The 12,050-nt window shown below is 69.1% G+C and carries 11 protein-coding genes; 2 read left to right on the top strand and 9 right to left on the bottom strand.

Annotated elements, in window-relative coordinates:
- Nucleotides 1–48: 48 nt before the first annotated feature.
- The 3 genes from AC3X7R_RS14685 to AC3X7R_RS14695 all read right to left on the bottom strand — a co-directional run bounded on the left by AC3X7R_RS14685 (nt 49) and on the right by AC3X7R_RS14695 (nt 3,894).
- Entirely contained in the window at nt 49–1,107 is a 1,059-nt protein-coding gene (locus tag AC3X7R_RS14685; RefSeq protein WP_489966405.1) for an ABC transporter permease, read from the bottom strand.
- Complete coding sequence (locus tag AC3X7R_RS14690) at nt 1,085–2,647, bottom strand: sugar ABC transporter ATP-binding protein (RefSeq protein WP_489966406.1); 1,563 nt, start codon at nt 2,645–2,647, stop codon at nt 1,085–1,087. Before AC3X7R_RS14690 ends, AC3X7R_RS14685 begins: the two co-directional genes overlap by 23 nt.
- Before the next feature lie 122 nt (nt 2,648–2,769).
- A complete protein-coding gene (locus AC3X7R_RS14695; protein WP_489966407.1) occupies nt 2,770–3,894 on the bottom strand; it encodes an NDMA-dependent alcohol dehydrogenase in 1,125 nt (374 codons plus the stop codon).
- Between the two features lie 319 nt (nt 3,895–4,213).
- Between AC3X7R_RS14695 and AC3X7R_RS14700 the strand changes: the two genes are divergently transcribed.
- Together AC3X7R_RS14700 and AC3X7R_RS14705 are read left to right on the top strand one after the other, a co-directional pair.
- Complete coding sequence (locus tag AC3X7R_RS14700; protein ID WP_489966408.1) at nt 4,214–5,671, top strand: aldehyde dehydrogenase family protein; 1,458 nt, start codon at nt 4,214–4,216, stop codon at nt 5,669–5,671.
- Nucleotides 5,672–5,705: 34 nt separating this feature from the next.
- Nucleotides 5,706–6,512, top strand: coding sequence for an SDR family NAD(P)-dependent oxidoreductase (locus tag AC3X7R_RS14705; RefSeq protein WP_489966409.1), 807 nt, complete (start codon nt 5,706–5,708; stop codon nt 6,510–6,512).
- Between the two features lie 30 nt (nt 6,513–6,542).
- Here AC3X7R_RS14705 and AC3X7R_RS14710 read toward each other — a convergent pair whose 3' ends face one another.
- Genes AC3X7R_RS14710 through AC3X7R_RS14735 form a run of 6 tightly spaced genes read right to left on the bottom strand, consistent with a single transcriptional unit; the run spans nt 6,543 to nt 12,043 of the window.
- Nucleotides 6,543–7,406, bottom strand: coding sequence for an LLM class F420-dependent oxidoreductase (locus AC3X7R_RS14710; RefSeq protein WP_489966410.1), 864 nt, complete (start codon nt 7,404–7,406; stop codon nt 6,543–6,545).
- A 53-nt stretch (nt 7,407–7,459) separates the two neighbouring features.
- The gene (locus AC3X7R_RS14715) at nt 7,460–8,512 is read right to left on the bottom strand and encodes an acyl-CoA dehydrogenase family protein (RefSeq protein ID WP_489966411.1); all 1,053 of its coding nucleotides are present in this window, start codon (nt 8,510–8,512) and stop codon (nt 7,460–7,462) included.
- Nucleotides 8,509–9,660 carry an acyl-CoA dehydrogenase family protein gene (locus AC3X7R_RS14720; RefSeq protein ID WP_489966412.1) on the bottom strand — a complete coding sequence of 384 codons (1,152 nt, stop codon included), beginning with the start codon at nt 9,658–9,660 and terminating at the stop codon, nt 8,509–8,511. Before AC3X7R_RS14720 ends, AC3X7R_RS14715 begins: the two co-directional genes overlap by 4 nt.
- A 25-nt stretch (nt 9,661–9,685) precedes the next feature.
- A complete protein-coding gene (locus AC3X7R_RS14725) occupies nt 9,686–10,477 on the bottom strand; it encodes an enoyl-CoA hydratase/isomerase family protein (RefSeq protein ID WP_489966413.1) in 792 nt (263 codons plus the stop codon).
- A gap of 9 nt (nt 10,478–10,486) precedes the next feature.
- Nucleotides 10,487–11,269 (bottom strand): enoyl-CoA hydratase/isomerase family protein, encoded by a 783-nt coding sequence (locus AC3X7R_RS14730; RefSeq protein ID WP_489966414.1) that lies wholly within the window; start codon nt 11,267–11,269, stop codon nt 10,487–10,489.
- A gap of 9 nt (nt 11,270–11,278) precedes the next feature.
- Nucleotides 11,279–12,043, bottom strand: a complete 765-nt coding sequence (locus tag AC3X7R_RS14735; RefSeq protein WP_489966415.1) for an SDR family NAD(P)-dependent oxidoreductase — start codon at nt 12,041–12,043, stop codon at nt 11,279–11,281.
- Nucleotides 12,044–12,050 lie beyond the last annotated feature (7 nt).

Consider the following 12,050-nt stretch of genomic DNA (forward strand, 5'->3'; position numbering starts at 1 on the left):
TCCAATCTGTCGTGTGCCAGAGGGGCACTGTCGTGATGAGGGGTGTTGCTACCGAGTCCTGCGCTTGCTGATGACGCGGGCCGTGATGCTCACCGCGACGATGAGGACGAGTCCCTCGACGAGGTTGGCGATCCAGGGCAGATCCGGGAACCGGAGCTGCAGTCCCTTGACCGCGATCGCGAGGAGATAAAGAGCGACGATCGTGCCGCGGATGTTGAAGCGTCCGGTCAACACCTGCGTGGAGCCGAGGAAGGTCGCGGCGAAGGCGGGAAGCATGTAGGGCGCGCCGGCGTCAAAGGCGGCCGCTCCCAGTTGCATCGTGAGCACGACTCCCGCCAGAGCGGCCAGTGCCCCTGTGAGCATGAGCGCGATGGTCGTCAGCCGATCGACCTTGATCCCCGCCAGCCTGGCCGCCTGAGGGTTAGAACCAATGGCATAGAGGTACCGGCCGAGCGGAGTGTGCTCCAGCATGAACCACAGGGCCAGCGCCACCCCGGCAAGGTAGAAGACGGTGATCGGAACGGTGCCGACGGATGACTGACCCACGCCGGTGAAGCTCGGGCCGACCTGCTCCAGGAGGATCGTCTGGCCATCCGCGACCCAGTAGGCCAGCGCCGCCAGCACTGACGACATGCCGAGGGTCGCCACGATCGAGTCGACGTTCAGCCGGGTGATGATCAGGGCGTTGACTGCACCGATCAGGGCCCCGGCCACGATGGTCAGGGCGACGGCGATCGGCCACGCGACGCCGCCCCCGGAGATGAGCAACCCCAGGAGCGAGATCGAGAACGTCATGTTGGCAGCCAGCGACAGATCGAACGTGCCCGAGGCCATCGAGACGGTGACTGCCAGCGTCAAGAGTCCCGCGATGGCGGAGCCGGCGGCGATGACGCGGGCATTGTTCAGCGTGCCGAACGTGTCGGGCAGCATCACCGAGAAGACGACGATGAGGATGCCTGCGAGGTAGAGCCCGGAGTACTTGTCGAAGCCCAGGAAGCTGATCGAGCCTCGACGGGATCCACCACGTTCACCGGGTCTCGGGTCAGGATCGTGCCCCCCGGACGTCCGAGGACCGGCTGGCAGATCAGTTGCTGTGCTTGACGTCATGGCTGACCGCTTCCTTCTCGTTCTCTGGGGCCAGGCCCAGACTCGTGTGCACCAGACGTCGGGTCTGGATGCTCGTGCCCTTCAACTCGCTCACTGCACGACCGTGCCGAAGCACGATCACCCGGTCACACAGCCGCTCGAGCTCGGCTTCGTCGGACGAGCAGACGAGGACAGCGACACCCCGTCCGGCGGCTTCATCGACCAGGCGGTGGATCTCAGCCTTCGCTGCCACGTCCACGCCCTGCGTCGGCTCGTCCAGCAGCAGGACGGCCGGCTCCCCCTGGAGCCACTTGCCCAGCACGACCTTCTGTTGATTGCCGCCGGACAGCGTCTCGATGGGGGCCTCCATGGAGGGGGCGCGCACCGACATCTGTCGGCTCAGCACCCTCGCCTGCTTCGAGTCGGTGCCTCGACTGATCCGCCCGAACCTCGCCAGCCTCCGGGCGGTGGTGAGATTCAGATTCTCACGCACGCCGAGCCCGGGCAGCACCCCATCGCGGAGTCTGTTGGCGGGCACCAAAGCCATGCCACGAGACACGGACACGTCGGGACGAGACGCCGGGAGCTCCTCGTCCCGCAGGAAGACGCGTCCGCCCCGAATCCGTGCGCCGAAGACGAGCGAGCAGAGCTCCTCCCGACCGGAGCCGGTGATGCCGGCCACGCCCACGATCTCGCCGGCTCGTACCTCGAGGTCGAGCCCCTGCACCTCCGCACCCTCGACGTCCTCGAGCACCAACAACGGCGCGCCGGGGACGCGCGACGAGCGCGTGACCCGGGCATCGGCCACCCCTCCGGTCATCAGGTCGACGAGCGCCGCCTGGTCGATCTCCGCGCACCGCCTCGTGGCCACGACGCGCCCGTCCACCAGGACTGTCGCCCGGTCGGCGATCTCCAGGACCTCCTCGAGGTGGTGCGATACGTAGAGGATGCCCACGCCCTGCCGACGGACGGTGTCGATCATCGACAGCAGCCGTCGGACCTCGGCCCGAGGCATGGTCGCCGTGGGCTCGTCCAGGACCAGCACCGACATGTCCTCAGCCGCGCTCTGCATAGCCCGGGCGATCGCGACTGCGGTGCGCTCGACGGGTTCGAGGTCCTCCACCAGGAGACGGACATCCAGGTCGTAGCCGACCCTCTGCAGGGCGGCCTCGGCGACTCCCTTCTGGTCCTTCCAATCGATGCGACCCGTCAGTCGACCACGGCTGTAGCCGTGACCGAGGGCGAGGTTGTCGACCACAGACAACGCAGGGACCAGGCCCAGGTCCTGGTGCACGAACCGGACCCCCCGTTCGTGGACGGCGTCAGGGTCACCGAGCGCAAGCTCACGGCCGTCGACGCACGCCCTCGCCCCGGGGTCGGCCTCGTGGAACCCCGCGAGGAGCTTGATCAGGGTGGACTTGCCGGAACCGTTCTGGCCCATGAGCGCATGGACCTCGCCGGGCAGGACGTCGAACGAGACCTCGTGCAGCACACGGGTGTCGCCGAAGGTCTTCGACAGATTCCTCAGTTCGAGCCGAGGGATCGGCGGTTCATCCGTCACGACTACGTCCTCCTCCTGATCGCAAATGGTCAAACGTCTGCTGCCGGGACACGGCGAGGACGCCTCATGGCGCGCTCCCCCGTCCCTGCGCCAGGCCGGCGCAGGGACGGGACGATCCGTGGCTACTTGTCGAAGTGGATGACGCCGCGGATGTTGCGGCCGTCACGCATGTCCTGGAAGCCTTGGTTGATCTGGTCCAGCGAATAGGTCTGCGTGATCAGCTCGTCGAGCTTGAGCTTGCCGGCGCGGTAGAGATCGAGGAGCATCGGCATCGCCTCCTTCGGAGACTTCATGCCGAACAGCGCACCTTGGATCCGCTTCTGCATGACCGCCATCGTCGCCGCGTTCAGTCCAGGCACGACGCCTTGCTCGTCATCAGGCGAGACACCCGTGATCACGAGGGTCCCTGCCTTGCGGATCGACTGGAGCCCCTCCCCGATGAGGTCGTTGTGCACGAGGGTGGCGCACAGGATCGCGACGTCGGCACCCTGGCCGTTCGTGAGGTGCTGGATCCGACCCATGGCGCTGGGGAACGAGTCGTAGGACTCCGTGGCACCGAAGTCGAGCGCCCACTTCTGCTTGTTCGCGACCGGGTCCACGGCGATGATGTGCGCCGCTCCACGTTCACGCGCACCCTGGACCGCATTCATGCCGATGCCACCGACTCCCGCGACGACGACGACGTCGCCCGGCTGGACATCACCCGCATTGACAGCTGATCCGAACCCCGTCTGAACCCCGCAGGAGACAAGACAGGCGATCTCGAGGGGGATGTCCTTGTCGATCTTGACCAGTGACTGACTGTCGTAGACCTGCATCTCCGCGAAGGTTCCGAGGAGACCGGACTTGCCGATGTCCTGGCCATCCAGAGTGTGCATGCGGAAGGTGCCGTCGAGCTGGGGCCCCTGCATGATCAGCGATCCGAGGTCGCACAGGTTCTGCATGCCCATGGCGCACCAGCGGCAGCTCCCGCACGCGGGGATGAAGGACATGAGCACGTGGTCGCCGACCTCGAAGCCTCTGACCCCTGGACCGAGCTTCGAGACCACGCCGGCGCCCTCGTGGCCGGAGACGAACGGCATGTGCCCGGCCGGCGAGTCGCCCGTGGCGATGTGCTCGTCGCTCCGGCACAGACCAGCGGCCACCATCTTGACGAGGACCTCCCCCTCCTTGGGCTCGTCCAGCTCGACCTCGTCGACGCTCCACTCGCCTGGTGCTTCGTGCAGTACTGCTGCGCGCGTTCGCATGGTTCTCCTTCTCGGGCCGGAAGTGGATCGAAGCATCACGATGAACTGCTGCGAGCCGGGGTGATGTGACAGCGATCACTTGTGTGAAAGATAACTATTCGACCAACTACTTCAGCCTGTCAATGACTTTGCCCTACCAATTTGCTGGTTGGTCATCTATCGTCACCGTGTCGCAGGTCACAGCTCGTCCTGCTCCTCCTCCCTCGGTACTCGAGACCGACGCCGGCCCCTCGGTCGGACGCATGGACGAAGCCGAGCTGTCAGCGTGCGGCCGAGTAGTCCACCGCGCGGTACGTGCCGCCGACCATGAGGAGAAGTCATGAGCGAGACCACCATCCCCGGATCCCGGACTGAGCTCCTGATCGGATCGCGTTGGGAGCCGGACGCGGGACGGGGCTGGATCGAGGTGGAGAATCCCGCCACCGGTGCGGTCATCGGCCGAGTTCCGGAGGCGACCCTGGGCGACGTGGACCGGGCGGTGGAGGCCGCAGTGCGCCTCCACGAGTCCGGCGCCTGGTCACGCACGTCGCTGAAGGAACGGGCGGATCTCCTCAACTCGATTGCGGACGCGATCGACCGGCGCGCCCCCGAGCTACAGGACATCTACATGAGGGACCAGGGCGGCATCTCACGGTTCGCCTTCTTCCCCGCGATGGCCGCAGCCACGGTCTTCCGCGACTGCGCCAAGCTCGCGACGTCCCTTGATCTCGGGCCCACACTGAGGGAGACGACAGCCGGTGCGGTTTACATCGCCCGGGAGCCGGTCGGACCCGTGGCCGCCATCGTGCCCTGGAACGCCCCGATGCTCCTTGGCCCGGTCAAGATCGCCCCTGCACTCCTCGCCGGCTGCCCCGTCGTCGTGAAGGTCTCCCCCGAGACGCCGCTCGGGCTCCTCCTCCTTGCCGAGATCCTCGCGGAGGCAGATCTACCGGAAGGACTCGTCTCCTTCCTCCCCGGCGGCCGGGAACTGGGGCAGCACCTCATCTCCCGTCCCGGCATCTCCCACATCTCCTTCACCGGGAGCACAGCGGCTGGGCAGCAGGTGATGAGGACCGCCGCCGAGCGCATGACCCGGCTCACTCTCGAGCTGGGCGGCAAGTCGGCGGCACTCGTGCTGGACGACGCCGACCCGGACGAGGTCGCTCCCGTCCTGGCCGGGGGCTCGGTGGTCCAGGCGGGACAGGTCTGCACGACCCAGAGCCGCATCCTGGTCCCGGAGGCTCGGAAGGCGGAGTGGATCGCCGCGCTCGTCGCCGCCTTCGAAGCGCTCGTCGTCGGCGACCCTCAGGATCCGGCGACCGATGTGGGGCCCCTGGCGACTCGGGCGCAGGTGGAGCGGGTCGAGGGGTACGTGAAGAACGCCGTCAAGGAGGGCGCCACGGTGCTGACAGGTGGCACTCGACCCGAGGGTCCCGAGTTCGCCGCGGGGCACTGGTTCCGACCCACCTTGGTAACGGGCACGCGACCGGACATGCAGATCTACCGGGAAGAGGTCTTCGGGCCGGTGATCGTGGTCGAGGGCTACGCCGATCTCGAGTCCGGGATCTCGGCTGTGAACGACAGCGAGTACGGCCTGGGCGCCGGTATCTACACGCCCGACGTCGACCGGGCTGTGGCTCTGGCCTCCCGGATCCAGAGCGGAACCGTCTCGATCAACACCACCGGCGGAGTCTTCACGGCTCCGTTCGGCGGGATGAAGATGTCCGGCTTCGGTCGTGAGGGCGGCATCGAGGGGGTGGAGGAGATGCTCCAGACCAAGCAGATCCACCTGGCGTGAGCCCAGCTCCGGAGTTCCCTAGAAAGGAGTGGCGATGACGATAGCGATCTCCCTGGAAGGCAAGTCCGTCATCGTGGCCGGAGCGGGAGGCGGGATAGGCGCCGCCACCGCAAGGCGCCTCGCCGAAGCAGGAGCCGCCGTCGTGGTCGTCGACTGCTCGCTCGAGCGGGCGGAAGGCGTGGTCGCCGACATTCGCGCTTCGGGCGGCAGGGGCACCGCTGTGATCGAGGACCTGGCCGCTCCGGACGCCGCCCGCCGGATCGTCGCGGCCACGATCGACCTCTACTCGGGAGTCGACGTCCTGGTGAACGTCGCCGGCGGGTCGCGCGCCTTCGTGCCCTTCCGGAGGCTCCACGAGGTCACGGATGCCGAATGGTCGCGGGTGCAGACGATGAACCTGGACTACGTGTTCCAGCTGACGCGAGAAGTCCTCAAGGTGATGCTCGAGTCGGGCGGGGGCAACGTCATCAACTTCGGCTCGATCGCCGGAGCCTTCAGCTCGCCCAGCGCGGTGGCCTACGGCGCCGCCAAGGCAGCCGTGTCCTCACTCACCCGGAGCCTGGCTCACGACTACGGGCCCGACAACATCCGCGTCAACTGCGTGGCACCCGGCTGGACCCTGACGCCCAACACGACGACGGCCTCCAGCGACTGGTCCATGGACGCGAGCAGCAACATCCCGCTGCGCAGGATGGCCTCCCCCGAGGAGATCGCGGACGTCGTCCTCTTCCTCGCCAGCCCTCTGGCCCGCTACGTCACCGGCCAGACGCTGTTCGTGGACGGCGGGCTGTACCCCGGAGCCACCGCCTCCCTCCCCCAGGTGTCCGAGGAAGGGAGGTGATGGCCGGAGCGCCTGTTCGCCAGGTGCCTGCTAGAGCTTCAGAGCGCGTGCCAGCGACCGGAACTGCTCCACGGTGGCAGGCAGCGTCTGGTAGGGGTTCTCGGGGGTCGGAGCCTTCTCGGTCACCAGCTGGATGGCCACGTGGTCCGCGCCCGCGTCGTGGTGCGCGCGGACTCCCGCCGCGATCCGGGCGTCGTCGCCGTGCGACACGAGGTCGTCGATGAGCCGGTCGCTGCCGCCGTCCGACACGTCCTGCTCCGTGTAGCCCAGGGTGAGCAGGTTCTTCACGTAGTTGCGTCGCTCGAGGTAGGGGTCCCTGACGATGGCCCGCCCCATCTCCCGCGCCACCGCGGAGTCGGCGTCCACCACGACCTTGTGCTCCGGTGCGAGCAGCGGCCCCGACCCCAGGGCCTCGCGTGCGGTGGCCGTGTGCGCCGGGGTCGTCAGGTAGGGGTGGGCACCGCGCGCCCGTGTGGCGGACAGCTCGAGCATCCGCGGGCCCAACGCCGCGAGCACCCGGCGATCGGAGGGGACGTCGTGCTCGTCCAGGCGGTCGAGGTACTCGCTCACCGCGGTGTAGGGCTTGGCGTACGCCGCCTGCGACTCACGGTGCCCGGCGCCCACTCCGAGGAGGAACCGCCCCGGGAACCGCTCGTCGAGCCGGTGGAAGGCCCGAGCGATGACGTCGGCGTCGGTCGTCCACACGTTGACGATGCCGGTTGCCACCACCACCTGCTCCGTGGCCTCGAGCAGCGACTCCGCGACCGTCAGCTCGCTGTCGCGGGAACCCCCGATCCACAAGGTGCCGAATCCCAGGGACTCGGCCTCCCCGGCAAGCTCGGGGCTCCAGTTCCATTCCACCTGCCACACACCGAAACGGCCTGTGTCTGTCATGATCGCGCTCCCTCTTCTCGGTTGGTTCTCACCGGTCGTCGTCGTTGACGGCGTCAGTCACCGGTCACCAGCGACCAGAGACCGTCCGGTCCCGCCGCCGCTGCCATGCTCCCCACCTCGACAGCCGTCCTCCCCGTGCTGCCGAACTCGTCGCGCCAGCTCCACAGTCGCGTGGTGCTCAGGCGCAGGTCGTGCTCCTCGGTGAACCCGATGGCGCCGTGCACCTGGTGGGCGAGACGGGCCACCTCCCCGGCGGCCTGACCGGCCGCGGTCTTCGCCGCCGGGACGCACAACGCGGACGCCGACTCGTCCTCGAGGGCCTGGGCAGCAGCCTCGGCGGCCACCTTGATCAGGAGCACCTCCCCCGCCATCGCCGCGATGTGCTGCTGGACGGCCTGGAACTTGCTCAGCGGACGGCCGAACTGCTGGCGCTCGGATGCGTAGGTGACGGACAGCTGCAGCGCCCGTCGGGCGGCACCGGACATCAGCGCGAGCCGGCCCAGGATCCCGCGCTGGGTGAGGGAGCGCGGCGTGACGACGGATCCTGGTTCCAGCGCGTGGACCTGCTCCGGGGACAAGGCCACGTCCCGGCCGGTCAGGGTGTCCCGCGGCTCGCCGGCCAGGTTCTCGCCGTGGCGGACCTCGAGCTGTTCGCGGCGCACCGTCACGACCTTGTCGCCGACCAGGGCGACCAGGTGGTCGACGTGGCGACCCCAGGGGACGCGAGGGAACTCGCCGTCCAGGACCCATCCGTCCGTCACCTGCGACAGCGTCACGTCATGACCGCCGTCGGCAGCGGCCAGCGGCCCGTCCGGGACCGGCGCGCCGCTCTCGGCCAGCAGCCAGCCGGCCTGGAGGGCGGTCTCCGCGAAGGGCACCGTGGCACCGTGCTCGCCGAGCACCTGCAGCACCGCGACGGCGGTCCCGAGGTCGCCGCCGGATCCACCGCGTTCCTCGGGGACCGAGAGCAGGACGATGCCGATCTGCTCGAGCGCCCTCCAGAGGTCCGTGTTGAGTGCCACCGGCTCGGATGGCAGAGGCGTGGAGGGATGCCGGCGACAGGCCTCTTCGACCGCTTCGACCAGCGCCTCGGTGATGTCGCTCATGCTGCTCCTACCGCCTTGGCCACGATCCCGCGAAGGATCTCGTTGGTGCCGCCACGCAGGGTGAGGCCCGGGCTGTGGAGCACAGCCTCGGCCAGCATCCTGGGCAGCCGTCGGGGCGAATCCAAGTCGGGCTCGAGATCGGTCAAGGCCCTCACGACGTCGACCAGGGAGCCCTCGAGCCGCGTGCCGAGCTCCTTCACGATCGCGGCCGCCGTGGCGGGGTCCTCGCCCTGCTCGAGCCGTCCCGCGACCGAGAGCGACATCTGTCGCAGCGTCCACACCCGCGAGACCAGCTCACCCAGCCGACCGCTCTCCGGTTGCCGGCCGTCCTCGGCGAGCGTTCGCAGTGCCTCGAGGAGCAACGGGAACGTGGAGAGGATCCGTTCCGGGCCGCTGCGCTCGAGGCCCAGCTCGCTGGTGACCTGCTTCCACCCCGCACCGACCTCGCCGAGGACCCGGTGGTCGGGGACGAAGGTGTCCTGGAACACGACCTCGTTGAAGTGGTGCTCACCGGTGAGCAGCCTGATCGGCCGGATCTGGATGCTCTCGTCGGGCAGCTCCACGATCACCTGCGACAGGCCGACGTGCTTCTTCTCCCCGAGCGGCTCCGTTCGGACCAGGGCGATCATGGCGTGGGCGTGGTGGGCTCCGCTCGTCCAGATCTTCGTGCCGTTGAGGCGCCAGCCGCCCTCCACACGCGTGGCTCGGGTGCGCACGGACGCGAGGTCGGAACCCGTGTCCGGCTCGCTCATCCCGATGGCGAAGTAGCACTCCCCGCGAGCGATGGCCGGGAGGAACGTCTTGCGCTGCTCCTCGGTGCCGAAACGCATCAGCGCCTGTCCGGACTGCCGGTCGGCGATCCAGTGCGCCGCGACCGGCGCTCCTGCGACCAGCAGCTCCTCCGTGACGACGAAACGCGCCAGCGCACCCTCCGCCGAGCCGCCGTACTCGTGGGGGAACGCCATGCCGATCCAGCCCTGCCGCGCGAGACGCCGGCTGAACGCCGGGTCCCACCCGGTGAGCCACTGGTCCGCGCTCGGCGTGATCAGGCCCTGCTCGATCTCCTCGGTGAGGAAGGCCCGCACCCGGTGGCGCAGGTCGACCAGGCGCTCCGGCAAGGACACCGGCGCCAGGTTCAGGAAGTCCATCGTCTCGCCTCTCTCGGCATGGGGGTCATCGCACGGCCCAGCGGCCGCTGTACTGCGGGGCGTCCGTCTTCTCGAGGAAGGCACGGAACGCCGCCGGGGCGTCCTCCGTCGCGAAGTTCACCGCCTGCGCAGCGGCTTCGTTGCGGATAGCGGCCGGAAGGTCGGAGCCGACGCCGGCGTTGAGCAGCCCCTTGGTCTGCTCCAGGGCGATGGGAGGCATCGCCGCCAGCCGTCCGGCGAGCTCCGCGACGAAGGCGTCGAGCTCGTCCGCGGGCTTGACCCACGTCACCATCCCCAGCCGGAGCGCCTCTTCGGCGCCGACGACCTCGGCGAGCAGGGCGAGGCGCTTGGCCTGCTGGAGCCCCACGATGCGCGGCAGCAGCCACGAACCGCCGAAGTCGATGGAGAGGCCGCGCCTGGTGAAGATCTCCGAGAACCGGGCGCGGTCGGAGGCGACGACCAGGTCGCAGGCCAGGGCCATGTTGCAGCCGGCACCGGCGGCGACGCCGTCCACCTTGGCGATCACCGGCACGGGGAGCTCGTAGAGCGCCAGCGCCACGTCACCGATCCGCCGCAGTCGGGGGATCGGGTGTTCGTCGTGCTTGCTCTTCGCCACGTCGGCACCCGCGCAGAAGTCGCCGCCCGCACCCTGGAGCACGACGGCACGGGTCTGCGCGTCGTCCCGGATCTCGGAGAGCACGGTGGCCAGCGTCCGCCACATGGCGCTGTCGACGGCGTTCTTGCGCTCCGGCCGGTTGAGGGTGATCGTCGTGACGCCCTCGGCGGACGTGACCTGCACGGGTGCCTGCGAGTCCATCTCGTTCTCCTATCGTCCTTCGAAGGTGGGGAGACGGCGCTCGGCGAAAGCGGCACGCGCCTCCCTGGAGTCCCGGGTTCCGTGCACCACCGCGAGGTGCGAGGAGATGAGGTCGAGCGCCGTGCGCAGGTCGTTGTGGACCGACTGCTGCGCGGCACGCTTGATCATGGCGACGTTGACCGGGGGCTGCTGGGCGAGTCGCTGCGCGAACGCCTGGTACGCCTCGGCGAACTCGGCGTCCGGGATCACCTTGGTGGCGAGCCCGATCCGCAGCGCCTCGTCCGCGTCCACGAAGTCCCCGGTCCAGAGGAGCTCCAGGGCCTTGCCCATCCCGACCAGGCGAGGGAGGTAGTAGCACCCGCCGTCCCCCGGCACCAGGCCCACCCGGATGTATCCCTCGGACATGCGCGCGGACTTCGCGAGCACGCGGATGTCGCACATCAGCGCCATGTCCATCCCGGCACCGACTGCGACGCCGTTCACCGCCGCGATCACCGGCTTGGAGAGCTCGTCGACGGCGCGCGCCACCTCGTGCACCCCCTCGGTGAGCATCGACTTGAGCGCCAGCGGCTCGTCCCCGACGGCCTCGAGGACGGACAGGTCGATGCCCGAGCAGAATGCGTCTCCGGCCCCGGTGACCACCACGACCCGCACCGCGGGATCGGTCCGCGCGGCGCGCAGTGCGGCGGCCCAGTCCTGGACCATCTCCAGGGTGAAGGCGTTCTTGGCGTGGGGACGGTTCAGCAGGATGGTGCCGACGCCGCCCTTGACGTTGTACTCGAGATCAGGCATCTGCCGGCCTCAGCGGGGGGCCATGCGGAGGGCGCCGTCGAGGCGGATGGTCTCGCCGTTGAGGTAGGCGTTCTCGAGGATGTGGAGCGCGAGGTGTCCGAACTCGTCGGGAGTCCCCAGCCGCTGCGGGTTCGGCACGCTGGCGGCCAGGCCCTCGCGGACGTCCTCACGGAGACGGCCGAGGAGCGGCGTGTCCATGATGCCCGGCGCGATCGTGCACACCCGGATGCCCTTGCTCGCCAGGTCCCGCGCCGCGGTCAGCGTCATGCCCACGATGCCGGCCTTGGAGGCGGTGTAGGGGATCTGACCGATCTGTCCTTCGTAGGCCGCCACGGAGGCCGTCATCACCACGGCACCTCGCTCGCCGTCGACCGCCTCGTGCCTGGCCATCCGCGCCGCGCCGAGCCGCAGCGCGTTGAAGCTGCCGACGAGGTTGAGCCGGATCACGAACTCGAAGTCCTCCAGGGACCCGGGACTGCCCTCCTTGTCGAGCAGCCGCAACCGGCGTCCGGCGCCGGCACAGTGGACCAGGCCGCGCAGCGGGCCCCTGGCCTCCGCGGCGTCGAGGGCAGCGGCGAAGGCCGTCTCGTCGACGACGTCTCCGGGCGTGAAGACGGCGTTGTCACCGAGCTCCTTCGCCGCGACCTCGCCGTCGGAGCCGGGGAGGTCGATCAGTGCGACCTGCGCACCGGCCTCGACCAGACGCCGAGCCGTGGCCAGTCCGAGGCCTGACGCACCGCCGGTCACCGCGATGACTGATCCGTTCACCTGCATTGCTGTT

The organism is Nocardioides sp. Z22_16 (genome assembly GCF_058134365.1).

Bases quoted from the DNA above. Each gene is read 5' to 3' on its own strand.
- AC3X7R_RS14685 (WP_489966405.1), bottom strand. From the start codon at position 1,107: ATGACGTCAAGCACAGCAACTGATCTGCCAGCCGGTCCTCGGACGTCC.
- AC3X7R_RS14695 (WP_489966407.1), bottom strand. From the start codon at position 3,894: ATGCGAACGCGCGCAGCAGTACTGCACGAAGCACCAGGCGAGTGGAGC.
- AC3X7R_RS14700 (WP_489966408.1), top strand. From the start codon at position 4,214: ATGAGCGAGACCACCATCCCCGGATCCCGGACTGAGCTCCTGATCGGA.
- AC3X7R_RS14705 (WP_489966409.1), top strand. From the start codon at position 5,706: ATGACGATAGCGATCTCCCTGGAAGGCAAGTCCGTCATCGTGGCCGGA.
- AC3X7R_RS14710 (WP_489966410.1), bottom strand. From the start codon at position 7,406: ATGACAGACACAGGCCGTTTCGGTGTGTGGCAGGTGGAATGGAACTGG.
- AC3X7R_RS14715 (WP_489966411.1), bottom strand. From the start codon at position 8,512: ATGAGCGACATCACCGAGGCGCTGGTCGAAGCGGTCGAAGAGGCCTGT.
- AC3X7R_RS14720 (WP_489966412.1), bottom strand. From the start codon at position 9,660: ATGGACTTCCTGAACCTGGCGCCGGTGTCCTTGCCGGAGCGCCTGGTC.
- AC3X7R_RS14725 (WP_489966413.1), bottom strand. From the start codon at position 10,477: ATGGACTCGCAGGCACCCGTGCAGGTCACGTCCGCCGAGGGCGTCACG.
- AC3X7R_RS14730 (WP_489966414.1), bottom strand. From the start codon at position 11,269: ATGCCTGATCTCGAGTACAACGTCAAGGGCGGCGTCGGCACCATCCTG.
- AC3X7R_RS14735 (WP_489966415.1), bottom strand. From the start codon at position 12,043: ATGCAGGTGAACGGATCAGTCATCGCGGTGACCGGCGGTGCGTCAGGC.